This window comes from Tautonia sociabilis (assembly GCF_003977685.1).
GTDB classification, from domain to species: Bacteria; Planctomycetota; Planctomycetia; order Isosphaerales; family Isosphaeraceae; genus Tautonia; species Tautonia sociabilis.
In genome coordinates this window covers 1-23,772 of record NZ_RYZH01000057.1, presented here as the reverse complement: position 1 = coordinate 23,772, position 23,772 = coordinate 1, and the positions used below count along the sequence as shown (strand labels likewise).

Genomic DNA, 23,772 nt, shown 5'->3' with positions numbered 1-23,772 from the left:
TGTGCGTCGTCTCTATCCGGCTGTGACCCTGAGCACGGCCCTGCTGACGGCCGCCTCGGCGGCGTTCGCGATCCCCGGCCGGGCCCTCGGCCAGGTGCCGGGAGCCCTCCCGGCTCCCGCCCGGACGGCCCCGACGGCCCCCATGGCCCCCGAGCCCCCCCGGGCGATCGGCGCGATCGACCCGATGGCCGCGGCCCGAGCCCCCCGGCACCTGCTCCGCAACGGGCAGGACTACCTGACGTACGGCGAGTACCAGCGGGCCCTGGCCCTCTTCCGAGAGGCCGAGTCCCGGATCGGCGAGTTGAACCCCCAGGAGCAAGAGCAGCTCCGCCAGGCGATCGAGGCCGCCCGCCTGGGCATGCGCTCCCCCGAGCCCCCCTCCTCCTCCTCCGCTCGCGGGGAACTCGCCTCCCGGAGCCTCCCCGCCCGGTCGACCGCCGCCCTCCCCGGCGCGATCGCCCTGGCCGAGCCCACCGCCGCGCCGGACGATCGGATGCCGGCCCCCTCCCCGGTCGGCTCCCCCGACGGCGTCGTGCTCACCTCCGCCGAGGCAATCCCCCCGATCCCGAGGGAAGCCCCCGTCCCCCCCGAGCCGATCGCCGTCGACCCCTCCGTCATGCCCTCGGCCGTCCCGGCCGAGCCCCAGGAGATCGACCTGCCTCCTCCCCCTCCGCCCTCCGAGGCCGAGCCGACCCCCATCCCCCCCCTCGACTCGGAGGCCCCGGCTCTCCCGGAGCCGGCCCAGCCCGAGGCGGCGTCCTCCCCCGCCCCCTCCCCGACCGGCCCCGAGATCACCCTGCCCCCGCTGCCCTCCTCCGACCGCGGCGACGACCCTTGGCCGACCGCCTCGATCGGCTCCAGGGCCGCCAACCTCCCCCAGGGAGGCTCCTCCCCGCTTCCCCCGGATGAGCTGCCCGCCCTGCCTCCCTCGGCCGAGGAGCTGATGGGCCTGGGGCACCTCGGCTCCCGTCCCCCGCAGCAGTCCCCGGACGCGGCTCGATCCCCGAGCCCGATCCCGAGCCCGACCCCGGAGCCGGCCCCGTTCTCCTCGGCCAGGGCCGCGATGGCCACCGTCGGCGACCAGCCCTCCTACCGCGACCTGCTCTCCCCCGAGCAGCGCGAGGAGGTCATGATGATCGTCCGTCGCCAGGAAGAGGCCGAGCAGCAGGGGCTGATGCCCGCGCCGCTGGGAGACCCGATCGGCTACGGCTACGACCGGGAGGACATGAGCAGCTCCTCGATCCAGCTCCCCCGCCCCCCCAGCCCGACCGAGATCCGGCCCATCCAGTCGATCCCCGTCCCCGAAGACTTCGTCCCCCTGCCCGATCGCCGGTTCCAGCCGAGCCGGAAGTACTGGGCCGCGGCCGCCACCTGCCACGCCCCGCTGTACTTCCAAGACCCGGTGCTGGAACGCTACGGCCAGAGCGTCGAGCAGAAGCTCGGGCCGATCGGCCGCTTCCTGTCCTACCCCCTCGACGACCCGACCCAGAGCCGGCAGCGCAACCAGATCGCCCAGCCGCTCTTCTCGGCCGCCCTGTTCGCCGCCGAGATCGCCACCTGGCCCTACAAGGTGATCGTCGACCCGCCGGGAGAGGCCGAGTACGACCTCGGTTACTACCGGCCGGGAGACCTCGTGCCTCCCGACCTGTTCTACGTGCCGACCACCGGCATCGGCCCCCCGCTCCAGGGCAAGAAGTACTGATTCCGAACGCCCTCGGAGGACGCGACGACCGTCCTCGACCCGGGGGGGCCGGGGTCTTCCCGACCCCTCCCCCCCCGGCCCCGAGCTCCCTCATCGAAGAAATCCGGCCTCCGTCGCGGAATCCGGCTTGAATCGGGAGGCCCCGCACGCCATCCTGGTCGTTCGCCACTCCTGGCGTCCGGCTCGAACACCGCTCTGGATTTCCCCTCCCGCACCATTGAGCCGCCAGGGCGCTTGCCCCTCGAAACCACCCGGACACCCGAGCGAGGCCCGAGGCCGGTGGGATCGAGCCAAGATGACGGTTCGATCAAGACGTGATGACGAATCGGCGAGTTTCCCGTCCTCGCTCGCGATCCGTGTTGCCCCATGCATTCCGGATGCCGTAGATTGGAACGTTGAGGGCGACCCGAACCCCATCCCGATGACCGACCCGAGGCCGGATCGGGTCCGACGCAAACGCTGACGAGTCGCACCGATGATGACTGATCTGGGGGCCGAGCTCGGAAACGATGGTGAGCGGTCCTGCCTGAATCGCCACCTGGTCCGCGATCTGGAAGTGCTCTGGGGAGAGGTGCTGAAGCTCTCGGCGGTGGTCGAGGAATCGCTGCGAGCCAGTGTCCAGGCCCTCTGCGCCGGCAAGATCGAGCTGGCCGAGGAGGTCCGGGCCGAGGAGCCGACGATCGACCGCTGGCAGGTGCTCATCGAGCATGAATGCCTGCGGATCCTCGCCCTGCACCAGCCGGTCGCCTCGGACCTGCGCCGGGTGACCTCCGCCATGAAGATCAGCAATGAGTTGGAGCGCATGGGGGACCTGGCCAACCACATCGCCCGCCGCGCCCGGAAGCTCGCCCGACGGCCCGACGCCGTCGCCCTCCCCCCCCAGATGGAGTACCTGGCCGTCGAGGCGCTGGGCCAGGTCCGAGACGCCCTCGACGCCCTCTCCCGAGCCGACGCCGACCTCGCCCGCAACGTCATCCGCAGCGACCGCCAGGTCGACTACCGCCGCGGCCTGATCCTCAAGGACCTCAAGGCCGCCATCCGACGCGAGCCGAACAAGGTCACCACCTGGCTGCACCTGATCAACGCCGCCCGCAACCTCGAGCGCGTCGCCGACCACGCCACCAACATCGCCGAGACGGTCGTCTACCTCCGCGAGGGCACGCTCGTCCGACGCCCCGACACCAAGCAAATCCCCGAGTCGGCCTGATCCCGCAAGGACTCCTCCCCAGATCAGCGGCCGAGCACGGTCAGGTGAACCCCCCGGCGGTCGAACGGCCGGAAGCCGGCGTTGCGGTACAGCGCCTCGGCCGGGGCGTTGCGCACGTCGACCGCCAGCTCCAGGCGATCCCCCTCCTCCCCGACCCAGTCCAGCGCGTGCCCCAGGGCGGCCTTGCCCAGCCCTCTCCCCCGGGCCGAGGGGACCAGGCCAAGGTAAGACACCTCCCACGTCCTCCCCTCCCCCCGAGAGAGCAGGACCACCGCCACCGCCTCCCCCCCCTCCGCCAGCCGGCCGAGCCGCCAGCGCTCCGGGTCGAACCCTCCCTTGGCGCGGTGCCCTTCCAGCACGTCCTCCAGGCCCCGCAGGCCGGAGAGCTCCGGCATGTCGAGGCTGCCGTCGTAGCTCCGCTCCAGCGTCCGGGCGAAGTCGTCCCGGTTCTCGTCGCCCAATCCCTCCCAGCGCAGCGCCGGGGCCCCAAGGGCCGGCCGCAGCGGCTCGGCGACCGGCCGGCCGAGGTAAACCAGATCCGTGACGTAAGGCAAGCCCCCCCGGGCCAGCTCGGCCCCGGCCCGACGTCCCGAGGAGCGATCGACCAGCGCCTGGGCCAGCCGGCAGCCCCGGTGCTGGTACCAGAGCAGCGCCTCCCGGACCAGCGCCGGGGCCAGGTCGTCGGCCCGCCAGCCCCGGTCGACCTCCGGCGGCCAGATCGCCGCCGCCCGGCCAGCCAGCGCCTGCGTCAGCATCGCGCCGACGAGCCTCCCCCGACGCCGGGCGATCCACAGCCCCGAGAGATCCAACGCCCCGGCGTCGGCCTGCCGAAACAGCTCGGCGATCGTCCTCGGCCGCACCGAGGAGGGCAGCCTGCGGTAGAGCAGCTCCAGCGCCTCTTCCCGGTCCGACGGCGGGCACGGGCCGATCACCACCCCCCGGGGGGCGTCCGCCGTCCGAGCCGAGTCGTCGAGTCGGGCGATCGAATCCTCCAACATGTCGCGGCGTCCCTCCGTATCTAAATCATATGCGACCGCCACGCGATCAGACGAACCATTTTTCCGATGACCTGCTCGGGGCCGCCGTCCCCTCCCCCCCGGCCGAGGACGCCGGCGACGCCCGGCTCGTCGAGCGCGCCCGAGAGGGGGACGAGGACGCCTTCGCCGCCCTGGTCGCCCGCTACGAGCGGAAGCTGCTCCGCGTGCTCACCCGGCTGGTCCACGACCACGAACTCGCCCGGGATCTCTCCCAGGAAACCTTCTGGCGCGTCTACAATCGCCTGGATCGCTTCGACACGAGCCGACGCTTCGGCCCCTGGCTCTTCCGGGTCGCCGTCAACCTCGGGGTCGACCAGCTCCGGCGCCGGGACGCCATCCCCCCGGCCCCCCTGCCCATCGACCCGAGGCGAGACGACGACGGGACCGGCCCCTGCCCGATGGAGGTCGCCGACCCCGACCCCCGGCCCCGCGAGGAGCTGGCCCAGGAAGTCCGGCACGTCCTGGAGCAACTCCCCGTCGCCTACCGCACCATCCTCGTCCTCCGGGACCTGGAAGGCTTCTCCTCCGCCGAGGTCGCCGCCATCGTCCGCCGCCGAGAGGCCACCGTCCGCTGGCGGCTGGCCAAGGCCCGGGAGCAGTTCCGCCGGCTCTGGGAGCGCCGGATGCAGCAGCAGGACCAGGGAGGGACCGATCCAATGTGTTCGCCTTCGCCTTCGACTTCGACCCCGACGCCCATCGTCCCGGAGGCCCGCCATGCCCATTAAGACCTGCGCATGGGTCCGGGCCCGCCTCCCCCTGCTGGCCGGGGGCGAGAGCCTCGGCCTGGACCGCTGGGTGGTCGAGCCCCACCTGGTCCGCTGCGCCGACTGCCGACGACGCCTGGAGGCCCTCCGCGCCGCTCAGCACGCGCTGGCCGCCGCCTCGGCCGAGGACCCGGTCCCCGCGGACTCCCCGCCGCTCTGGCCCGACCTCGCCCGGAGGCTCCGCCAGGCGCGACGCCCGAGAGTCCGCACCGCCTGGGGCTTCGAGCGCCCCCGAGAGCGCGCCTGGGCCTGGTCGCTCGCCGGCCTCGCCGCCGGCCTGCTGGTGGCCGCCTCGCTGATCGGCCTGGGGGCCCGGCACGACCGCCGGATCAAGGACATCGTCGACGAGTACGTCCCGCTGCCCCTCTCCCCGCTGCTCACCGACGACCGCCCCCGGCTGCTCAAGCCCGAGGACCCCGCCCAGTTCGAGCGCCGCCGCTCCCGGCCCCGGCCAACCTCTCCTTACCGGGAATCCCACGCCGCCGCGCACCCCGACCCGATCCCCTTGCCACCCTCCCCTCCCGCCGTCCCCATCGGGCACGACGATCCGCCCCCGGTCGAGCTGACCCAGTAGCCCGGGCGCGATCCATCGCCGGACGCCGTCTCGGGAACGGGCCAGCGGGCGGACGAGGAGCCCCCCGCCCTCCGACCCTCACAACGACGCGCCGGGGAGGGACCGCCCGGCGCATCGTCAGATCAGGTCGGATCGGCTCGGGTCGGGTCGAGCCGCCCCCGCCCAGGGGACTCGGTGCGGCTCGGTGCGGTTCGCCTCGCCCGCCCCGGCGACTTCACTTCCACCAGCGACCCGCCTCCGGAGCGATCCGGCCGGCCTCAGTCGGTCGGAGTCTCGGCCTCGGCGTCGCCGATCTCGTACTTGACCAGGCCCGGAGACTCTCCCCGGGAGTAATAGGCCGTCAGCTTGTGGTGGCGGAGGGCGCCCCGCCAGGTGTAGGTCGTTGACTGCGTCCCGATCTCCGCGTCCTGCAGCGGGCCGTCGGGCTCCTTGCCGAGGATCTCCTCGACCGTGGTCCGGGGCAGCAAGTCCTGCTCGTTGGCCTCGAGGGCCTGGTCCAGCTTGTCCACCGCCCCGTTGAACTGGAAGAGCGCCAGCAGCTCCAGCCCTCCGATCACCACCAGGACGATCAGCAGGACCAGCGAGATCGCGTTCCGGGTGGGCGAGACCTTCGCCTTCGGCTTGCCGGCCGGAGCGGCCGGGGCGGCCGGGGTCGGGTCGGGTTGCGGAGTCGCGGAGGGATTCGGATCGGGGTGTTCGGTCGGCGTCGACATGGGGCCTCCGGAGGGGCATGACAGAAGGGATGGGGGACGATCGCAGTCGGATCGACCCGTTACGGTATCGCCAATGCCTCCGCCCCGCAACGCTCCGGACCCGCGCTTCCCCAAGCGTCTGGAAACCCCTCATCCCCCGCCCCGCCTCCCCGCCGCCCTCCCCAGCACCAGCGCGGCCAGGATCGCCAGCACCAGCAGCGGCGCCCAGGCCACCCCCTCCCGGAAGAAGAACCGGCCGTCCCACCCGCCGATCCGATCGACCCGGGCCGCCTCGGCCAGCCGCCGCCGGATCGACCCGAGCATCCGCCCCGGCACCCGGATCCCCGCCAGCGGCGCCCGCACCCGAGCCGGCCGCCACCGCCCCGAGGCCGCCGCCAGCCCGGCCGCCGAAACCGCCGCCGCCCAGGCCTCCCGCCCCCGATGAAGGACCAACCCCTCGACCAACCGCCCCAGCTTCCCGACCCGCCCGGCCCAAACCTCGGCGGGCTTGCCGATTCGCCCCCAGCGTCGCGAACCTCCCCAACTGGGGTCGACACGATCCCAGCCACCCGTCCGCCGCGAACGGTCCCCAGAAGCAGTCTCGACGCGACTTCAATGCTGACAAATGAAAAAGGGTCGCTGACACCCCCGTCAGCGACCCCCTTGCAGTATGCCCGGCAGGACTTGAACCTGCAACCTTTAGCTCCGGAGGCTAACGCTCTATCCAATTGAGCTACGGGCACCCGGATGTCTCTCCTATTTTTCCGACGGCGGCGTGGTTGTCAATGGTCAACCGGGGGAAGCGATCGCGGGGAAGGTGGGGAGGCGGGTGGGGGTTGTCAGGACCAGCCGATGGGACGGCCGGCGTTCTGGTCCTGGAGCCAGTCGGACAGGGGAGCGAAGTAGCTCATCATGGCGTCGGCCGAGAGGCCGGAGCCGGTCGCCTCCTGGAGGACGGCGTTCCAGTCGCGGGTGGCGCCCAGCTCGAGGATCGAGCGGAGGAAGGCGCCGACCTCGGTGTTGCCGTAGTAGTTGCACTCGCGGGGGTCCTGCTTCAGGATCGTCCGGGCGATGTGGTCGTGGAGCTGGAACTTGATGACGGTGCCGATGGCGTAGTCGTAGTACTGGGCCGGGTCGTCGTTGATATGCGTCTTGGTGGCCGGGTCGCAGGTCGTCTCCGGCCGGGGGGAGGGGGGGGCGATCCCCTGGAATCGGCCGGCCATCTCCCACCAGGAGGCGTTCAGGGCGTGGTCGGGGATGGTCCCGGCGTAGAAGGCGCGCTCCCAGTGGGTCATCACGCCGGCCGACCAGGGGATGAAGACGATCGAGGCGCCGTCGAGCGCCGAGTCGAGCAGGAACCTCACCGGGTCGGCCCGCTCGGCCTCGGGGGTCAGCAGGCCGACCTGCTTCAGGTACGGCCGCTGTCCGGCCGCCAGGCCGATCAGGTCGCCGATCCCCTCGTGGAAGGCCCGGTTGGCTCCTTCTCGGAGCAGGTGGGGCACTTCCGGCCGAGAGTACGAAATATAATAATAAATATGACCAAGCTCATGGTGCGCCGTGTTGAACCAGCGGGCGTCGGGCTCGATCGACATCAGGCTCCGCACATCGTCCTCCAGGTTGATGTGCCAGGCGCTGGCGTGGCTGTTCTTCTTCCGGCTCGATCCTGGGGGGACGGGGTACAGGTCGGACTTCTCGTGGAACGACCGGGGCAGCGCGGGGAAGCCGATCGAGACGTAGAACCGCTCGGCCTGCTCGGTGATGAACTCCGGGGGCTTCCCGCGGAACGGGGCGTCCAGGTCGATCCCCTCGACCAGCCCCGGCCAGAGCTGCCCCCAGCGGTTCGGCAGCCAGTGCGCCGGGATCTTCCCCTCAGGAGGATCGACCCCGAAGCGCTCGGCCAGCCGGTACTTCGCCCAGGTGTGGAGCTGCTCGTACAGCGGCTTCACCGTGGCGACGAAGCCGTCGCACAGGGCGATCATCTGGTCGACGGAGATGCCGTAGTCGGCCACCTGGAGCGCGAAGAAGTCGTCGAAGCCCAGCTCCCTCGCGACCGAGTTCCGCAGGTCCCTGAGCCGCAGCAGGCCGTCGCGCAGCGGCGCGCCGATCGTCTTCGAGGCCGTCCAGACCGCCAGCCGCTCCCCCAGGTCGTCCGACTCGACGAGCACCCGGTCGATCCCGTTGGCCGAGATGCGCTCTCCGGGGCGTTTCGGGTCGTCGATCGGGTAGACGAAGCCGTCCTGGAGGGCCGACTGGCTCGCCTCGGCCTCGGCCCGACGCTCGACGACCTCGGGGATGGTGCCGGGGGCCTCGGCGGCGCGGAGGATCACCCGGCGGAGCTGGCGGACGGTCAGCTCGTCCAGCGCGTCGGCCCGCTCCAGCAGGGCCCGGGCGGTGGCGATCACCTCCGGGTCGCCGACGAACCGGGAGACGGCCAGGGTCGCCTCGACCTGCTGCCGGGTGTGCTCCTCGCTCACGTCGGTCATCGCGGCCCAGGCCGCCTCCGAGGCCGCCGTGTCCAGCGGCAGCCAGCCGGCGACATACCGGGAGAGGAAGGCGTCCGCCGCCTCCTGCGCCGACTCCTGCCCGGCCCGCACCGCCCTGGCCAGCGTCATCGGCCCGCCGCTCGCCGCGAGCAGGGCCAGGCGGAGGACCGTGCGACGATCGGTTCGGGTTGGCTCCATCGCTGGGGGCTCCCTCGGATCCGGAGGCAGGCTCGATCAACCAGAACGCTGCCGACGGCCTTCTGGTCCCAGGCCAGGCCAGGCCAGGCCGGGCCAGGACGGGCCGATCGCCCCCGAGCGGGCGACCCTCCGGCCTCTCGCCGTCGGCTCTCCCGAGTTGTACCCGCTCCCCGATCGGATTGCTGCGCCCTGCGTCCCCGGACGCCTGCCTCCCCCGATCGTCCTCCCTCGGCCCGACCCCGGAACCTGTGACCGCACGCCGCCCGGAGGGCGATTCTCTGGTCAAGGGCCCCGCCTTCCCAGAAGCGGCCCCTCTTCCCCCTCCTCCGATCCTTGGCAACCCGTTCGAGTCGTTCCGACCGAATGCCCTCCCGATCGGCCCTCCACCCGGCGCTCCGTCCCCGCGTTCCCGGTCACGGAACGAACCCAATCTCGGGGCCGACGCCTGGGGACGTTCTTCATCGCAATCCAAAATCACACAAGATGTTAGACTAAACCAACCGCCCAGGCGACCCCGGCGAGCCGCAGCGCACCGCAGCGCACCGACCGCCGTCTCGGGGCGTGGCGATCGGGAGCCCCCGGCCTCCCCAGGATGCGAGGAGTCCGCGATCCGAGAACGCCGGTCGGAGGAGCCGAGCCCGGGGCTCCGATCGGCCCCGGGCTCGGGAGGGCCAGCCGCCAGGAGCATCCGGATTCCCGTCGGCAATCACCCGGCATGTCCGCCGCTGGCGCGGCGTTCCTCCCGGTGTGCCTGGAGGCGGAGCGAACCCATTGGCGAGGGCCTCCGGCCCGGAAGGACAACACCAGAACGACCAAAGAGCAGAGAACTTACAGCAATGGAGGCTGCCTCGCGGCGAAGGCGGGGCGAGGCGTCCCGGGGCGTACCCGCCGGCGCACCGCCCCGGAGCCTCGTCCCCGAGGGGGAGTCGCATCGGGGGGAGGGCAGGGGGCGGGGAGGAGGCGGGGGCCGATGGGGGAGGGGGTCAGCGGTCGCCGGGCACCAGCGCGGAGGGGTCGTCCAGGACGAGGTAGTGGCCGTGGTCGGCGGTGATGATCAGGGCGGACTCGTCCCAGGAGCTGTTGGCCTCGACCCAGGAGATGAGCGTCCGGATGGCGGCCTCGCCGGAGAAGACGGCGCCGATGGCGTTGTCGAGGTTGTTGTCGTGCAGGGCCCAGTCCACGTCGCCGGCCTCCAGGAACAGGGCGAAGGGGCGGCCGGGCTCGGCGCCGAGCACGGCGAGGGCGGCCTCGGTCATCTCGGCGAGGGTGGGGTTCTCGGCGATGTCGGCGGCGGAGTACTCCTCGGCCCGGCCGGAGAGGCCGGGGGCGGGATCGTAGGCCCCGTCGGCCGTCTGAAAGGGCAGATGGCCAAAGGACGTGCCGAAGAAGCCGAAGAGGCGCAGGCCCTGGTCGACCGCCTGGCGGGCGGCCTCGGCGAGCACCTCGTCGCCGTTGCGGCCCTCGGTGCGGAGGGCGACGACGTACGAGCCGCCGTTCCGGGAGTCGATCGCCTGGAGGTCGGCGTCGGCGAGGTACCGGTTGCCGGAGACGGCGTTGGCTCCCTGGGCGCGTCGGAGCCGCTCGGCGTCGGCCGCCTGGCTGTCGCCGAAGCCGGTGCCGATCACCACGTCGAGGCCGGGCACCTCCGGGGCGCCGCGATCGACGGCGATGCTCCGCAGGCCGAGCATGTCTCGGGCCAGGTCCTGGTAGTCGTCCCGGTGGACGTTCCGGGCGTACATGGCCGCGGGAGAGGCGTGGTTGAACGGCACGCTGGAGACGGTGCCGACCTTCCAGCCCTGGCGCTGGAGGTCGTGGAACAGCGGGGTGAGGAACGAGCCGTCGGGGCCGACGTTGATCGAGTCGTTGTAGCTCTTGACGCCCGAGGCGATCTCGGCGGCGCTGGCGGCGCTGTCGGTGTAGGCGTGGAGCTCGCCGCCCAGCTGGCGGACGCGCTCCCGCTCCGCCGGAGTGGCCGACTGGCCTCGGAGGTAGCCGGGGGCGTCCAGCTCGGGGGCGTCCCAGGGGTTCTGGCCGGCGAAGCGGGGGTCGTAGCCCCCCTGGAGCACGTCGGGGGGGAAGGAGACGGTCTGGCGGTCGACGTCGGTGATCCCCTCGGCGTGGGTCGGGCTGGTGACGACCGAGCCGACGGCCAGCGTGCCGTCTCCGGAGAACTCGGGGCCGAGGTCGGGCACTCGGAAGGCGCGACAGACCCCCTCGTCGCCGCTCTTGACGATCGCGGCGGCTTCCAACGTCGGCCAATCCATGCCGTCGAAGAGCACGACGAACAGGTGCTTGGCCCCGCGCTCGACCGCCCGCTTCTGGAGGCGATACAGGTCGGACTGGTCGCCGTACTCGGCCTGGGGGTTCAGCGTGTTCGCCGGGAGCCGGCCGTAGGTGAGTTCCAGCCGCTCGGCGTCTCGGTAGAGGCTGTTCTCGCCGGTGATGCTGGCCAGGTCCACCGGCCGGCCCAGGGTGATGACCGGCACCAGGCGGTTGGTGTGGCTGGCGTGGTTGGAGAAGACGTCGCCGGGTCCCTGGGAGCCGAAGTGGTAGGGGCGATCGGCCCGGGTGTCCTTGGTGGCGATCGCCTCGGCCTGCAGGACCTTGATCGGGTCGTCGGCCGGGGCGGCCGAGCCGGGGATGATCGCGGCCAGGCCGAGGACCACGGCGGCTCGGCGTCGGATCGAAACGCGGGGCATCGGGAGGCTCCGGGAGGGGGGGAGGTCGACCCATCGGGCCGGGCCGGGCTAGGCCGAGTCGGTTCGGGCCAGGCCAAGTCCAGTCGAGTCGGGCCGGGTCGGGTCGGCGGCGTCGGCATCGGCGTCGGCCCGGACGCGGCGGCCCGCCGGCGGGGTCCCCAGGGTAGCACACCCGGAGCCCGCCGAGAACGGCTCCCGGCCCGGCTCAGCGCGGCAGGATCGTCGAGCGCACCAGCGCCGCCACCGCCAGGGCCAGCATCCCGAGCACCAGGCCCGTCAGCACCCAGGCCGGCGGGTCGAGCCTCCGGTGATCGGCCCAGCCCTTCGGGAAGGCGAGGCAGCAGAAGAGGAGCAGGTACGGGATCACCGGGACCAGCAGCAGCAGCGCGAGCCAGCCGATCCCCCCCAGGTTCGCCGCCCGACGGGCGGTCAGGAGCCCGACCGCCAGGGCAACCGCCAGCGTCGCCGCCAGCCCGGGGGCCTCCTCGTCCGGCCTTCGGGCCGTTTGCCCCTCGGCGATCGCCCCGACGAGCACCGCCAGCGCCAGGCCGCCGGCAACGCCCAGGCGGCCGATGCCCCGGGACCGACGGCCGGCCTCCGGCGTCCCTCTCGAAGCAGAGAGGTCGCCGGTCGGGGCCTCGTCGGGGTTCTCTCCGGTCATGGCGAGGAGGACCCCGGTGCGTCGGGCCGCCTCCAGGACGAGAGGAAGTCCCAGATGACCTCGGTGGCGTCGATCGCGTCGGTCCGGGGGCCGACCAGGAGCACCTCTCCCGGGGTCGGCTGGCCTCCCGGCCAGGCGTGCCCGTGGCCATCGAGCACCAGGAACCGGACGGTCGCGCCATCACGGCCGGGAGGGAAGGAGAAGGAGTGGACGGTGCCCTGGTGCTCGAAGTCGATCTGAACCGGAGGGCATCCCAGGCCATTGGCCCAGCGCCTCACCTCGGGCAGGAGCTCCGGCGTGCGTCGGACCTCCCAGGGCAGGACCGACAGCCCTCCCTCGGTCGGCAGCAGCGGGTCGGCCCCGCCGAAGATCGCCAGGATCGGGACGGCCCGGGCCCCCTCGGGAGGCTCAACGTAGCGCAGGCCCGCCACCGAGGCCACCGCCGCGAAGACCCCCGACCGCTCGGCGCCGAGCCGCAGCGCCATCGCCCCGCCGTTGGAGTGCCCGGCGGCGTAGATCCGAGCCGGATCGACCTTCCACCGCTGCTGGACCTCGGTCAGCAGGGCATCGAGGGCGGCCAGGTCGTCGATCTGGCTCCTCGGCCGGTCGTCCGGGTGCTGGCCGCTGTTCCAGATCCGGGGGTTCAGCGCCCGGTTGGGCGCCCCGGCCGGCCGCAGCGGCAGGGCGTCGGGAGCGAGGACGATCACCCCCTCTCGGTCGGCCAGCTCGGCCCAGCCGGCGTCCTCCAGAAAGCGGAGGCCCGATCCCGACGAGCCGTGCAGAAGCAGCAGCAGGGGAAGGGGGGGCCCCTCGTCATACTGCGGCGGGACGTGGACGACGTAGGGCCACCGGAACCCCTCCGCCTCGATCGAGCCGACGAACCGGCCCGAGCCGGCCCCCGAGGAGGGACCGGCCCCCGCACCCTGGGCCATCACCCCGCGCTCCTCCGCCCGGCGGACGGCGAGCGCCAGGAAGAGCAGGGCGATCAGACCGAAGACTCGAGTCCGCTCGCCGATCGGCGGTGGCGCGGTCATCCTTGGTCGCGCTCCCGTCGGGATCCCTCGATTCCGTCGTCATCTCCCGGCCAGCCCGGTCCCCTCGGCAGTCTAGCCGCTTCGCCCGGACTTGCCTACGCCTCCTTATCCTCTTCGGAATGACCCGCCCGATCCGTGCACCCAGAATCCACCGGAATCGCCCTCGCCCGGGGCCGACGACGGGCTCCCGATCGCCTCGATCAGCTCCCGGCGCCGGGAACGGTCCGGGGCCGGCCGGGGCAGACGCGGCGGGATCTCGTCGTGGGTGCGGCCGTCGAGCATCCGGCCGGCCCTGGCCTTTCGGGTGCCCCCCCATTGCTTGAAGAAGAAGGCGGTGCCCGACGAGGAGCAGCGGTCCCGGAGCGAGCGGACCCAGTCGGGGAGCATCGGCCGGGCGCCGGGGCCGCTCTCGCCGCCGACGATGACCCAGGAGATGCCAGCCAGGTCGATCGGGCCGAGGTCCTCCAGGAGGGGCTCGACGGAGAGGAAGCGAACGGCGGCCGGGGAGGCTCGGAGGTGCTCGACGCGGGGGAGGCCGTGGCGGCGGTTCTCCACGCTGACTCCCCACCAGATGTGCCCGGCCCCGGCGGCGTCGCGCAAGGGGCCGGAGAGCAGGTCGAGCAGGCGGCCGGAGCGCTTGGTGAGGACCTGATAGGTGTGCCAGTCGGCCAGGAGCATGACGTCGACGACGCGGCGGATGGCGTCGAGCGGGATGTCCTCGTGGAACAGGTCGCTCATGGAGTTGACGAAGACCATGCGAGGCCCCGGCCAGCGAAGCGGCTCGGCCAGCTTCTCGGGGATCCAGCGGAGGTCGAACCCCTGCTCGTACGGATGGCCGGGAACCCCCCGGAAACGCTCGGCGAAGGTCTCGGCGTAGCAGTGGGCGCAGCCGGGGCTGACCTTGGTGCAGCCCCGGACGGGGTTCCAGCTGGCGTCGGCCCACTCGATGGCGGTGCGGTCGCTCATGGTCGGCAAGGCCCCGGGGTGGCGGAAACGCCCCGGAGCATACCGGGGGCCGGCCAGCCGGGGCGACCCCTTGGTTCGGCCCGGGACGTGGGGCAGAATGGGGACTCGGGGCGCGCCGGCGCGGGCGACGCCGACGATCGCCGTCGCGATCGATCACCAGGGGGGATCGGCCGGGACATGATGAAGGACGTCATCGCCATCGTGCTCGCCGGGGGCAAGGGGACGCGACTGGAACCCCTGACCCGGGACCGGGCCAAGCCGGCCGTGCCGTTCGGCGGCGTCTACCGGATCATCGACTTCACGCTGTCCAACTGCATCAACTCCGACCTGCGCAAGATCCTCATCCTGCCGCAGTACAAGTCCTTCAGCCTCAACCGCCACATCGACCAGGCCTGGAAGTTCCTCACCCCCAACCTCGGCGAGTTCGTCGAGGTCCTCCCCCCCGAGCAGCGCATCGGCGAGGCCTGGTACGCCGGCACCGCCGACGCCATCTACCAGAACATCTTCCGGATCGAGCGCGAGCAGTCCCGAGACACGATCATCCTGGCCGGCGACCACATCTACAAGATGAACTACGCGGCGATGATCGCCGAGCACCGCCGCCGAGACGCGGACCTGACCATCGCCTGCCTGCCCGTCCCCCGGCCCGAGGCCCGCCACTTCGGCGTCATGTACGTCGACGACCACCAGCGCGTCTACGACTTCCGCGAGAAGCCCGCCGAGCCCGACCCCATGCCCGGCCACCCGGATCTGGCGCTGGCCTCCATGGGCATCTACGTGTTCAAGACCCGCGTCATGTTCGAACTGCTGCTGGAAGACGCCCAGCGCTCCGGCAGCCGGCACGACTTCGGCAAGGACATCATCCCGCCGATGCTCGCCACCCACCGGGTCTTCGCCTACCCCTTCCGCGACGAGAACCGCAAGGCCGCCGCCTACTGGCGCGACGTCGGCACGCTCGACGCCTTCTACCAGGCCAACATGGACCTCATCCAGCTCGACCCGTTCCTGAACCTCTACGACCCGAGCTGGCCGATCCACACCTACCAGCCCTCGCTGCCGCCGCCGAAGTTCGTGCACGCCGAGGGCAACCGGGTCGGCGCCGCCTACAACTCGATCGTCTGCAACGGCTCGATCGTCTCCGGCGGCCAGGTGCACCGCAGCCTGCTCTCGCCCGGGGTGCGGATCAACAGCTTCGCCACCGTGGAGGACTCGATCCTCTTCGAGGGCGTCGAGGTCGGCCGCCACGCCCGGGTCCGCAACGCGATCATCGACAAGCACGTCCGCATCCCCCCCGGCCTGGAGATCGGCACCGACCCGGCCCTCGACCGCTCCCGAGGGCTGACCGTCTCCGAGGGAGGCATCACCGTCGTCCCCAAGGACGAGGACCTCGGGCGCTTCGCCTCGCCAATCGGCTAACCGCCCCTCGCGTCGCGGTCGATGAAGAAATTCGTCGGCGCGTCTGGGCGCGCTGTCGTTGTGTTGATAGGATCAGAAGTACGTATGGGAAGCGGCCGCATCCCCGATGCGGCCGCCCCCCGCGTCACCCCGCCCGACCCCCGCGCCGGGCCTCTCCTACCGACGGATCGCAGGACGACTGTCGGAAGGGTTCTCACGCCTTCCGCCGAGGCCGCTTGCGCCCCCTCGGACGCCGGCCTCTTCACCCGCTCCCAGAGAAACCCCAGTGTCTACTCCGCACATCGTCCCCGCCGCGCATCGCCGGGCGAGCCGGAACGGATTCACGCTGATCGAGCTGCTGGTGGTCATCGCCATCATCGGCGTGCTCATCGCCCTGCTGCTGCCCGCCGTGCAGAGCGCCCGGGAGGCCGCCCGGCGCGCCCAGTGCACCAACAACCTCAAGCAGCTCGCCCTGGCGGTCATGAATTACGAAAGCACCAATGGCGTCGTCCCGCCGCACTCGATGAACCCGAGCGTCACCACGCAGACGCTGCTGCCCATGAGCTGGATCCCCCCGCTGCTGCAGTACACCGAGGCGCAGCCGTTCTTCAACGCCCTGAACTTCAACGTCGACCTGATGGGAACCGGCTTCGGCGGCTGGGCGAACTCGACCGTCACAACCGCCAACCTGAACATCCTCCAGTGCCCCTCCGAGGACACCTGGCAGCCGCTGCGCGCCACCGGCATGAACGGCACCTATTATGGCATGACCAACTACATGGGCAACTACGGCGGACCCGGCGTCATCGCGACCGCCAGCGGGACGATCGTGCCGACGAAGAACTTCATGATGTGCCCGTCGTCCAACTGCTACTATCCGGGGGCGAAGTGGGGCCCGGTCACCATCGCCTCGATCCGGGACGGCACCTCGAACACCGGCCTGATCAGCGAGCGGCTCATCGGCATCGGCACCTCGAACTTCACCCGGGCCAGCGCCGAGGCCAGACGCGGCACCTTCCGATCTCCCCAGGGGGTTTCCTACCCGTCCAACGCCCAGGGGGCGCTGACCTTCGTCCAGGCCTGCCAGAGCATCCCCGGCAGCCAGGGAACCCGGTTCGGGGGTGGCCCCGGCCAGATGTGGGCCGCCACCTTCCCGATCTGGCTCGTGATCACTTCGTACAACCACTTCGGCACGCCGAACCAGATGAACTGCACCAACCCCGGCGAGCCGGCCAGCATGGACACCAACAGCCCCTACGCCGGCTACTACGTCGCCCCGCTCGGCAGCGCCCCGCCCAACAGCAACCACCCCGGCGGCGTGAACGTGGCCTTCGCCGACGGTTCGGTCCACTTCGTCAAGGACTCGGTCGCCCCGCAAACCTGGTGGGCCCTCGGCACCCGGGCTGGCGGCGAGGTCGTCAGCGCCGACCAGTACTGAGCCCAACCGGCAGCCGGGCCCGGCCCCAACCCGCCGGGCCCCCCAACCCGGCCACCAGCCGAGAGGAACTCTTCATGAAAACGCGCGCATTTCTCGCCATGATGGGCGTCCCGGCCCTCGTCGTGGCCGGCTGCGGGGGCTCCTCCCCCTCGGCCGGCGAGGCCGTCCCGCTCGAGGGGGCCGAAGGCGTCGTCATCCAGGAGGAGTGGCCCGACGAGGTCAAGCAGGCCGAGGCGGCCTTCCAGCAGTCCGCCGCCGAGACCGCCCGATCCCAGGGCCGTTGAGCCGAGGACCCGCCCGGTGGGGGAGGCGGGGGTCGGGTCGACCCTCGCCTGCCGTCCGCGATCGCGAGGCCGAGGCCCCGCCGCCGTCCACCCTCTGGGCGCTGCTCATCGCCTCGGGACCGAGGTGCCGCAGTGCCGGCAGACCTCGGAGCCGAGGTGGACGGGGCGGGCGCAGCGGGGGCAGAGGCGGAGGCCGGCCTCGACGCGCTCGTCCCGGGGCTGGGGGTGCTGCGGGGGGGCGTCGGGGCCCGGGGGGACGTTGACGGGCACCCGGCTGCCGCGGCGGCGGTGATCGGCGGCCCATTGCTCCAGGTACTGGGACTCCTCGACGAGCAACTCGTCGGTGCGCTGCTCGGGAGCGCCGCCGAGGTTCGGCACGGGGACGATCCGCCCGCAGTCGGGGCACTTGCCGTGCGTCGGCGGGCGGTCGGACGGCACCTTGAGCCGCCGTCCGCAGGGGCAGGCGAAGCGGAGGAAGCCGTCTCCCGCCTCGGGGCCCGGGGCCTTGACCCGGACCTTCGCCCCGCAGCTCGGGCAGACGACCCGGCTCTCGCGGTCGTCGGGCACGGTGAGCGGCTGGCCGCATCGGCAGGTGGCCTTCGCCATCGATCGAGGCCCTTCGCGTCGGGTCGGGTCGGGTCGGGTCGAATCCGCTCAGCTCGAATCCGCTCAGCGGCCCGGGGCGGGGGCCGGGACGACGAGGCCGCGCATCAGGTTCTCGGCGGGGATGAGCACGTTATTGCTCCCCGATCGGAACCCTTCCAGGTCGAGGGTGACGAACTTGAAGCCGATCTCCTTGAAGGTGCGGACCAGCTCCGAGCGGACCTCGGCCGAGGCGAGGGCCGGCAGCTCGTCGATCGGCACCTCGACCCGGGCCAGATCCCCCTTGTGGTAGCGGACTCGGACCACCCGGAGCCCCCGGGAGCGGAGCCACTGCTCGGCCCGGTCGATCATCCGGGTCCGCTCGGGGGTGACCTCCTCGCCGTAGGCGATCCGGCTGGAGAGGCAGGGGGTGGCCGGCTTGTCCCAGGTGGGCAGGCCCCAGGCGAAGGCGAGCTTGCGGACGTCGGCCTTGGACAGCTCGCATTCGAGCAGCGGGTGGACCACGCCGTTCTCGGCCGCCGCCTTCATGCCGGGGCGGTGGTCGCCTCGGTCGTCGAGGTTGGCCCCCGAGGCGATCGCGTCGACCCCCAGCTCGTGCCGGAGCCGGGCGAGGCGGCCGTACAGCTCGCTCTTGCAGAAGTAGCAGCGGTCGGAGTTGTTGCGCAGGTAGTTCGGGTCGGCGAACTCGTTGGTGCGGATCACCCGGTGGCGGATGCCGATCCGCCTGGCCAGCGCCTCCGCCTCTTCGAGCTCCCCTTCGGCCAGGCTGTCGGAAACCGCCGTGACCGCCACGGCGTCGTCGCCGATCGCCAGGTAGGCCGCCTGGGCGACGACCGTGCTGTCGATCCCCCCCGAGAAGGCGACCGCGACCCTCCCGTAGCCGCGCAGCGCCGCGAGGAGGCGGTCTCGCATGGCGATCAGCTCCGGGTCGTTCCAGTCGCTCATGGGGAGCCTCCGCGGCATGGGTCGCTTCGCCGTCTCTCCGCCCGGAAGGGCATCCCACCGGGCGACCTTCCCCATCCATTATGGCGAGCCCGACCAGGCCCGCTCAAGCGGGACGGCCGGCCGAGGCCGGTTGCCACCGCCGACGTGTGGCCGAACCGTCGGCCGCGACTCAACGGGCGCCGACGCCGATGAGCAGCTTGGCGTCGGAGCCGGGCTCGGACTTGTCGAGGAAGACAAGCTGGCCGGCGGGGGTGCGGACCTGGGTGAGGAAGACGGGCTCGGGGCGGTCGGGGGAGAGGAGCTGGACGCAGAGGTGGACCTTGCCGTCGTCGAGGGGGTCCTTGAGCGTGACCTTCAGGACGCGGCCGTCTCCCAGGTCGCAGCGGAGGGACTGATGGGCGGAGAGGCGGCGGCTGGCCGATCCCAGCAGGGTCAGGCCGTGGTCGGGCAGGAGCCTGCGGAGCGGGGCGGCGTAGGTGGACAGGAGCGGATCGAGGCGATTGGAGCCCGGCTCGGCGCGCAGGCCGAAGATGGCGACGTCGCGGTCGGGGGAGGCGTCGGCCAGGGAGCCGATCGCGGCCTCGCCGCCCTGTCGAGGCTGTCCGAGGCTGCGGTCGATCAGCACGGTCGGTAGGATCGCCGAGACGACGACCAGCAGGGCCAGCACGTGCCACCGGGCCCGGCTCGGCAGCAGCCGGGAGAGCAGGGGGGGGCGGTCGGCTCGGTTCATCATCGCCTAGGGCAGGGGACCGAAGGGGTTAGCCGATCCATCGTGGGCCGAGGCCATCAGCTCGGGCAGGGCCTCGACGAGGTTGAACAGGACGAAGTAGTCGACCGCGTCCATGCCGGCCTCGTAGCGGTCGAAGAAGGTCAGCGAATCGTCGGCGGGGGGCTCGTGGACCTGGATCACCTGGCGCTGGCCGGAATCGACGTGATAGAGCACCGTGTGGCCGACCGGGACCTCGAACTCCCGCTGGATCGCGCCGGCCTGGTCCACCATCCTCGGAGCCGGCTCGGGCGGGTTCAGCGCGACCAGCACGGCCGCCGCGGCGGCGACCAGGGCGCCGGCGGAGAACAGCCGGAGGGGAACCCGGGCGACCGTCGGCCGGCCGGGCGCGACCGGCTCGGAGGCAAGGCAGGGGGCGGCCACCTCCCGTTCGATGCGGGCCCAGGCGGCGTCCCAGGACGTCGGGGGGGGCGGGGCCGGTCGGGTCGCCTCCCAGAGCCGATCGAACCGGAGGGCCTCCGAGGCCAGCCGCGAGCACCGGGGGCAGGCGGCCAGGTGGGCCTCCAGCTCGGCGGTCGAGCCTTCGCCGTTGGGGGCGGCAATCGCTCGGGAAACGTCTCGGCAACGCATCGTCAACTCGGGTCGGGTTTCCGGAAAATCGGGCGCTCGACCCGCCATCGGGCGGATCGAGCCAGGGGCCGGTGCGGGCGGTACCTGACAGCCTCCCGGAGCCGGCCTCCGGGGACCAAGGCTGTGATCTCGCCAGGAGTTCCGACGCTAGGTAGCCGACGTCCGACGGCTCGGGCCGCGGCGTCTCTCCCTCTCGATCGTCGGGAACGGCATGGTCCGCTCAGCAATTTCGACGCCTGGGGTGTTCGGATTATTCTGTCGTTGCTCCCCGATCGACCACCCGGTGAGGCCCGAGCGATCCGGCCCGGCCGTCACAGGCGGGGCTTTGACGGGATCGGGGGGATGGGGTAATCTGGGCGGGCGTCCGACGATCGTCCGGGGTGTCGGTTGATCGCGTCCCGGTCGGCGACGGCCCGGATTGGCCCCGCGCACGACGCGCCCCGGAGAAGGCAGAGAAGGAGAAGAAGAAGGTTCCTCCCGAAACGTGGCCGAAGGATCGCCTGGACATCCGGGAACGCGACGGCGGGGCCTGCTCCGTCGATCGGCTCCGCCGCGTCCGACTGCCGGAGGAGGGGGGGCTCCCACGTGGCGATCCTGCTGAAAGCCTGCCGCCGAGGACGACGAGCCCGAGGTGAAGCTCGACATCGCGAACCGAGCGGATTGCTTCCCCGAGGACGGGACGACGGCCCTCGGCCGCGTCTCGTCGCCGGGGGGTCGCCGTGGGTTGGTTCACCCGTCGGAGATCGGGAGCGTCAGGGGAGCTCGTCGATTCCCTCCAGCGCGGCCTGAAGCTTCTGCCGGGCGGAATGCAGGCGGCTCATGACGGTGCCGATGGGAATTCCCTGGGCCTCGGCGATCTCCTTGTAGCTCAGGCCGGCCTCGGCGAAGAGGACGAACGACTCTCGGATCGCCGGGCTGAGCCGGGCGAGGGCCTCGTCGATGGCGCGGCGGAGGTCGTCCAACTGGAGGTTCCGGCCGGGGTCGTGCTCGACGCTGGGCGCGATGGCCGAGGGGCCGGGGCCGCCGGGGTTGTCGGGGTCGAGGTCGAGGTCGGCCAGGCGGAGAGCGGGGCGGCGGCCCTTGCGCCGGCCGAGGTCGTGGGCGGCGTTGGTGACAATCCGCAAGAGCCAGGTGCGGAAGGCGCTGCGGCCGTCGAAGGCGTCGAGGTGGCGGAAGGCCTTGATGAAGCCGTCCTGCACGGCGTCCATCGCGTCCTCGGCGTTGCCGAGCAGGCGGAAGGCCACCCGATACGCGACATCCCGGCCGCGCCGGAAGAGTTCCTCGCGGGCCTCCGGGTCGCCTCCCCGGGCCAGCTCGACCAGGGCTTCGTCGGGCGCCTCGACGACGCCGCTGCGGGGGTCGGTCATGGTGCGGATGGTCCTCGCCCGATTCGACGCCACCCGCGCCAGCTTATTCGATGGCCCGGCCGTCGGCGAGGGGCCGCGAGCGGGCTCGGCCTCGGCCGCTAGGGGCGGCCCGAGGGGACCCACGAATGCCCCCATGCTCCCAGCGCGCCGGGGGAGGGGGGCGATCCCGTCCGATCGTCGGGGCAAGTGCATGCGAGGAGGAGGGTCGGGGGGTCGATGCGGTCGGGTCGGATCCGGTCCGGTCGGGTCGGGTCGCGGCTCGGCATCCGCCGACGGGGGGAGCGCCTCCTGCGGTCGGCCCCGCCCTGGGGGAGGCGGGCCGCCCTCACCGAGGAGCATCGGCATTCGCGCCATTGCCCTTGACCGATTCCGCGATCGGGGAGAAAGTACGCCCACCCGTGAGCGGACGCCGATCCGCCCGGCAGTCGCACCCAGGCCAATCGCGCCCGTCGCGCCCCGAGTTCGTCCCCCCAACCGTCGCCGCGTCCCCTCCCTCCTCTGAGCCGGCCCCCTTTGACCGCGACGCGACGCCCCGCCCGAGGCGGGACGAGCCGCTGTCTCCTCCCGCCGAGGGGAGGCCGGGCGCCCGGCCCGAGTCCGCCCGGATCGCCTCGAACCAAACCGAAGCGAATCGACTCGACTCGAATCGAATCCCAGCGGATCGGCCCGACCACACCCAAGGAATCCAGGAGGGATCGCGCCCATGTCTCGTCGCCCGATCGGTCCGCCGGCCGTCCTCGGCGTCGTCGCCCTGCTCGCCACCGTCGGGGCTCCCGAGCCGTCTCCCGCCGCCGACATGGTGGCCTTCCGGCTCAAGAACACCACCGACGCCCCGGTGTCGGAGATGTATTTCACCTCGGTGCCGAAGGGAACGATCCTGCCCCCGGTCATCGGCACCAACCCCGACGGTTCCCCGATCGAGGGCAGCCCGATGAAGGCGCTGCCGAGTTCGGTCGGGATCGACGTCTCCTCCTCCTATGTGCTCCTGACCGACGACCCGGCCGACACCGACCTGGAGCGCATGTTCCTGCTCTTCGGCTACGAGCCCGACCCCAATGCCGCCGCCGGCGCCGTGCCGTTTTTGCCGCTGGTCGACGACGCCGGCAACCGAGTCGGCCGGCTCGAACCCGGCGGCACCTTCGACTTCGAGCTCGACCTGGCCCAGGGCTCCCTGGCCTACCTGCTCAAGTCGGCCATCGACGGCCTGACCCTGGAAGTCCTGGGGGACGGGGCCCCGACCGACCCCGGTTCCGACCCGATCCCCGGCGGCGACCCGGGCACGCCGATCCCCGAGCCCGGCGCCCTGCTGCTCTGGTCGGTGATCGGCTTCGGCGCCCTGGCCCTGGCTCGTCGCCGCCTCCCGAGCCGGGCCTTTTGCTGAGCCGACCCCACACGCTTTCGAGCGGAGCAAGAGAAACCGGGTGCCCCCGGCGGGCCGGCCGCCCGAGGCACCCGGGGACGGGACGGGGCCGGACTCCCCGGCCTCCCCATGCCTCCCTCTTGGCATCGAGGCCAGCCCCGGGCACCATGAAACGGCCCGGGGGCGCCCCGGATCCGAGGGAAGCGACGCGAAGCGGGGGGGAGGCGGCGTGGAGGTCCTGATCAGCGAGGAAAAGATCCTGGCCCGGGTCGGCGAGCTGGGCCGGCAAATCGACGCCGATTATCAGGGCCTGCCGCTGACGATCGTGGCCGTGCTCACCGGCAGCCTGATCCTGCTGGCCGACCTGATCCGACGCATCCACCTGCCCCACCGGGTCGGCCTCGTGCAGGCGAGCAGCTACAAGGGGGCGACCACCGAGCGGGGCACGCTCCTGATCAACGAGGCGCTCGCCCCCGACGTCGGCGGCCGGCACGTGCTGCTGCTGGACGACATCTTCGACACCGGCCACACCCTCTCGGCACTGGCCCCCCACCTGCTCGACCGCGGAGCGCTGAGCGTCCGCACGGCCGTCCTCCTGCGCAAGCTCGGCCGGCAGGAGGTGGCGATGGAGCCCGACTACGTCGGCTTCGAGATCCCCGACGCCTTCGTCGTCGGCTACGGCCTGGACTACGACGACGACTACCGCCACCTGCCCCACATCGCCGTGCTCGACCCGGGGCGGGCCGCTCCTCGCTCCGAGGGCTGACCCCGCTGACCATCGAGGACCCGGGACCGAGCACTCGGGACGGATCGGCCGCACTTCGGCTCGCCGAGCTCGGCCGATCGCCCGGCGCGCATCGCGCCCAGGCCCCCCGCGCCGGGACTCCAGGAGCCGGCCCCGCCGACCAGGAGCCCGCGTGCCCTTGACTGCCGGCCGGGCGGGCCTACCCTGAATGGGCTCGCCGCCTCCCGGCCGATCGCCCGGCCCGGGCTCCCCCCCCCCGCC

Annotated in this window: 22 protein-coding genes and 1 tRNA gene; 9 read left to right on the top strand and 14 right to left on the bottom strand. The window is 72.3% G+C overall.

Annotated elements, in window-relative coordinates; all coding sequences use genetic code 11:
* Window position 1: 1 nt before the first annotated feature.
* Window positions 2-1,702: a hypothetical protein gene (locus TsocGM_RS21750; protein WP_126727571.1), complete on the top strand. Its 1,701-nt coding sequence runs from the start codon at window positions 2-4 to the stop codon at window positions 1,700-1,702.
* Window positions 1,703-2,177: 475 nt separating this feature from the next.
* On the top strand, window positions 2,178-2,909 hold the full coding sequence (phoU, locus tag TsocGM_RS21745; protein ID WP_126727570.1) for a phosphate signaling complex protein PhoU: 732 nt from the start codon (window positions 2,178-2,180) through the stop codon (window positions 2,907-2,909).
* 23 nt (window positions 2,910-2,932) lie between these two features.
* On the opposite strand, the gene TsocGM_RS21740 is transcribed toward phoU, so the two are convergent.
* A complete protein-coding gene (locus TsocGM_RS21740) occupies window positions 2,933-3,907 on the bottom strand; it encodes a GNAT family N-acetyltransferase (protein WP_126727569.1) in 975 nt (324 codons plus the stop codon).
* Between the two features lie 29 nt (window positions 3,908-3,936).
* Here TsocGM_RS21740 and TsocGM_RS21735 point away from each other — a divergent pair, with 29 nt between their 5' ends.
* Window positions 3,937-4,671: an RNA polymerase sigma factor gene (locus TsocGM_RS21735; protein WP_126727568.1), complete on the top strand. Its 735-nt coding sequence runs from the start codon at window positions 3,937-3,939 to the stop codon at window positions 4,669-4,671.
* Entirely contained in the window at window positions 4,661-5,284 is a 624-nt protein-coding gene (locus TsocGM_RS21730) for a hypothetical protein (RefSeq protein WP_126727567.1), read from the top strand. Before TsocGM_RS21735 ends, TsocGM_RS21730 begins: the two co-directional genes overlap by 11 nt.
* Window positions 5,285-5,541: 257 nt before the next feature.
* Here the strand turns inward: TsocGM_RS21730 and TsocGM_RS21725 are convergent, their stop codons facing one another.
* From TsocGM_RS21725 to TsocGM_RS21690, 8 genes are all read right to left on the bottom strand, one after another.
* Complete coding sequence (locus tag TsocGM_RS21725; RefSeq protein WP_126727566.1) at window positions 5,542-5,997, bottom strand: hypothetical protein; 456 nt, start codon at window positions 5,995-5,997, stop codon at window positions 5,542-5,544.
* Between the two features lie 129 nt (window positions 5,998-6,126).
* On the bottom strand, window positions 6,127-6,441 hold the full coding sequence (locus TsocGM_RS21720) for a hypothetical protein (protein WP_126727565.1): 315 nt from the start codon (window positions 6,439-6,441) through the stop codon (window positions 6,127-6,129).
* Between the two features lie 204 nt (window positions 6,442-6,645).
* Window positions 6,646-6,719, bottom strand: a tRNA-Arg gene (locus TsocGM_RS21715).
* Window positions 6,720-6,815: 96 nt separating this feature from the next.
* Window positions 6,816-8,657, bottom strand: a complete 1,842-nt coding sequence (locus tag TsocGM_RS21710; RefSeq protein WP_126727564.1) for a M2 family metallopeptidase — start codon at window positions 8,655-8,657, stop codon at window positions 6,816-6,818.
* Window positions 8,658-9,640: 983 nt separating this feature from the next.
* Window positions 9,641-11,356, bottom strand: coding sequence for an alkaline phosphatase (locus TsocGM_RS21705; RefSeq protein ID WP_126727563.1), 1,716 nt, complete (start codon window positions 11,354-11,356; stop codon window positions 9,641-9,643).
* 205 nt (window positions 11,357-11,561) lie between these two features.
* The gene (locus tag TsocGM_RS21700) at window positions 11,562-12,017 is read right to left on the bottom strand and encodes a hypothetical protein (protein ID WP_126727562.1); all 456 of its coding nucleotides are present in this window, start codon (window positions 12,015-12,017) and stop codon (window positions 11,562-11,564) included.
* Window positions 12,014-13,051 carry an alpha/beta hydrolase family esterase gene (locus TsocGM_RS21695; RefSeq protein WP_126727561.1) on the bottom strand — a complete coding sequence of 346 codons (1,038 nt, stop codon included), beginning with the start codon at window positions 13,049-13,051 and terminating at the stop codon, window positions 12,014-12,016. The genes TsocGM_RS21700 and TsocGM_RS21695 overlap by 4 nt, the downstream gene beginning before the upstream one ends.
* Before the next feature lie 105 nt (window positions 13,052-13,156).
* On the bottom strand, window positions 13,157-14,017 hold the full coding sequence (locus TsocGM_RS21690) for a DUF5131 family protein (RefSeq protein WP_126727560.1): 861 nt from the start codon (window positions 14,015-14,017) through the stop codon (window positions 13,157-13,159).
* 180 nt (window positions 14,018-14,197) lie between these two features.
* Here TsocGM_RS21690 and glgC point away from each other — a divergent pair, with 180 nt between their 5' ends.
* The 3 genes from glgC (at window position 14,198) to TsocGM_RS21675 (ending at window position 17,134) form a co-directional block, all read left to right on the top strand.
* Entirely contained in the window at window positions 14,198-15,433 is a 1,236-nt protein-coding gene (gene glgC, locus TsocGM_RS21685; RefSeq protein WP_391732977.1) for a glucose-1-phosphate adenylyltransferase, read from the top strand.
* 265 nt (window positions 15,434-15,698) lie between these two features.
* Window positions 15,699-16,850, top strand: coding sequence for a DUF1559 domain-containing protein (locus TsocGM_RS21680; protein WP_233579094.1), 1,152 nt, complete (start codon window positions 15,699-15,701; stop codon window positions 16,848-16,850).
* Between the two features lie 74 nt (window positions 16,851-16,924).
* Window positions 16,925-17,134, top strand: coding sequence for a hypothetical protein (locus TsocGM_RS21675; protein WP_126727557.1), 210 nt, complete (start codon window positions 16,925-16,927; stop codon window positions 17,132-17,134).
* A gap of 105 nt (window positions 17,135-17,239) precedes the next feature.
* On the opposite strand, the gene TsocGM_RS21670 is transcribed toward TsocGM_RS21675, so the two are convergent.
* The 5 genes from TsocGM_RS21670 to TsocGM_RS21650 form a co-directional block, all read right to left on the bottom strand.
* Window positions 17,240-17,740, bottom strand: a complete 501-nt coding sequence (locus TsocGM_RS21670) for a hypothetical protein (RefSeq protein WP_126727556.1) — start codon at window positions 17,738-17,740, stop codon at window positions 17,240-17,242.
* 63 nt (window positions 17,741-17,803) lie between these two features.
* Window positions 17,804-18,682 carry an ATP-dependent sacrificial sulfur transferase LarE gene (larE, locus tag TsocGM_RS21665; RefSeq protein ID WP_126727555.1) on the bottom strand — a complete coding sequence of 293 codons (879 nt, stop codon included), beginning with the start codon at window positions 18,680-18,682 and terminating at the stop codon, window positions 17,804-17,806.
* 169 nt (window positions 18,683-18,851) lie between these two features.
* Complete coding sequence (locus TsocGM_RS21660) at window positions 18,852-19,415, bottom strand: hypothetical protein (protein WP_233579092.1); 564 nt, start codon at window positions 19,413-19,415, stop codon at window positions 18,852-18,854.
* Between the two features lie 3 nt (window positions 19,416-19,418).
* Window positions 19,419-20,039: a hypothetical protein gene (locus TsocGM_RS21655; protein ID WP_126727553.1), complete on the bottom strand. Its 621-nt coding sequence runs from the start codon at window positions 20,037-20,039 to the stop codon at window positions 19,419-19,421.
* A 752-nt stretch (window positions 20,040-20,791) separates the two neighbouring features.
* Window positions 20,792-21,406 carry an RNA polymerase sigma factor gene (locus TsocGM_RS21650; RefSeq protein ID WP_126727552.1) on the bottom strand — a complete coding sequence of 205 codons (615 nt, stop codon included), beginning with the start codon at window positions 21,404-21,406 and terminating at the stop codon, window positions 20,792-20,794.
* 703 nt (window positions 21,407-22,109) lie between these two features.
* On the opposite strand from TsocGM_RS21650, the gene TsocGM_RS21645 reads away from it, so the two are divergent.
* Window positions 22,110-22,787, top strand: a complete 678-nt coding sequence (locus TsocGM_RS21645) for a hypothetical protein (protein ID WP_126727551.1) — start codon at window positions 22,110-22,112, stop codon at window positions 22,785-22,787.
* A 208-nt stretch (window positions 22,788-22,995) separates the two neighbouring features.
* Entirely contained in the window at window positions 22,996-23,532 is a 537-nt protein-coding gene (gene hpt / locus TsocGM_RS21640) for a hypoxanthine phosphoribosyltransferase (RefSeq protein ID WP_126727550.1), read from the top strand.
* The last annotated feature ends 240 nt before the right edge of the window (window positions 23,533-23,772 follow it).

What these genes read in the sequence shown, in the direction of transcription:
- TsocGM_RS21660 (WP_233579092.1), bottom strand. Translation starts at nt 19,415, where the DNA reads ATGATGAACCGAGCCGACCGCCCCCCCCTGCTCTCCCGGCTGCTGCCG.
- TsocGM_RS21740 (WP_126727569.1), bottom strand. Translation starts at nt 3,907, where the DNA reads ATGTTGGAGGATTCGATCGCCCGACTCGACGACTCGGCTCGGACGGCG.
- TsocGM_RS21675 (WP_126727557.1), top strand. Translation starts at nt 16,925, where the DNA reads ATGAAAACGCGCGCATTTCTCGCCATGATGGGCGTCCCGGCCCTCGTC.
- TsocGM_RS21695 (WP_126727561.1), bottom strand. Translation starts at nt 13,051, where the DNA reads ATGACCGCGCCACCGCCGATCGGCGAGCGGACTCGAGTCTTCGGTCTG.
- TsocGM_RS21735 (WP_126727568.1), top strand. Translation starts at nt 3,937, where the DNA reads ATGCGACCGCCACGCGATCAGACGAACCATTTTTCCGATGACCTGCTC.
- glgC (WP_391732977.1), top strand. Translation starts at nt 14,198, where the DNA reads ATGAAGGACGTCATCGCCATCGTGCTCGCCGGGGGCAAGGGGACGCGA.
- TsocGM_RS21645 (WP_126727551.1), top strand. Translation starts at nt 22,110, where the DNA reads ATGTCTCGTCGCCCGATCGGTCCGCCGGCCGTCCTCGGCGTCGTCGCC.
- TsocGM_RS21700 (WP_126727562.1), bottom strand. Translation starts at nt 12,017, where the DNA reads ATGACCGGAGAGAACCCCGACGAGGCCCCGACCGGCGACCTCTCTGCT.
- TsocGM_RS21730 (WP_126727567.1), top strand. Translation starts at nt 4,661, where the DNA reads ATGCCCATTAAGACCTGCGCATGGGTCCGGGCCCGCCTCCCCCTGCTG.
- TsocGM_RS21670 (WP_126727556.1), bottom strand. Translation starts at nt 17,740, where the DNA reads ATGGCGAAGGCCACCTGCCGATGCGGCCAGCCGCTCACCGTGCCCGAC.
- phoU (WP_126727570.1), top strand. Translation starts at nt 2,178, where the DNA reads ATGATGACTGATCTGGGGGCCGAGCTCGGAAACGATGGTGAGCGGTCC.
- TsocGM_RS21705 (WP_126727563.1), bottom strand. Translation starts at nt 11,356, where the DNA reads ATGCCCCGCGTTTCGATCCGACGCCGAGCCGCCGTGGTCCTCGGCCTG.
- TsocGM_RS21725 (WP_126727566.1), bottom strand. Translation starts at nt 5,997, where the DNA reads ATGTCGACGCCGACCGAACACCCCGATCCGAATCCCTCCGCGACTCCG.
- TsocGM_RS21710 (WP_126727564.1), bottom strand. Translation starts at nt 8,657, where the DNA reads ATGGAGCCAACCCGAACCGATCGTCGCACGGTCCTCCGCCTGGCCCTG.
- TsocGM_RS21650 (WP_126727552.1), bottom strand. Translation starts at nt 21,406, where the DNA reads ATGACCGACCCCCGCAGCGGCGTCGTCGAGGCGCCCGACGAAGCCCTG.
- TsocGM_RS21690 (WP_126727560.1), bottom strand. Translation starts at nt 14,017, where the DNA reads ATGAGCGACCGCACCGCCATCGAGTGGGCCGACGCCAGCTGGAACCCC.
- larE (WP_126727555.1), bottom strand. Translation starts at nt 18,682, where the DNA reads ATGAGCGACTGGAACGACCCGGAGCTGATCGCCATGCGAGACCGCCTC.
- TsocGM_RS21655 (WP_126727553.1), bottom strand. Translation starts at nt 20,039, where the DNA reads ATGCGTTGCCGAGACGTTTCCCGAGCGATTGCCGCCCCCAACGGCGAA.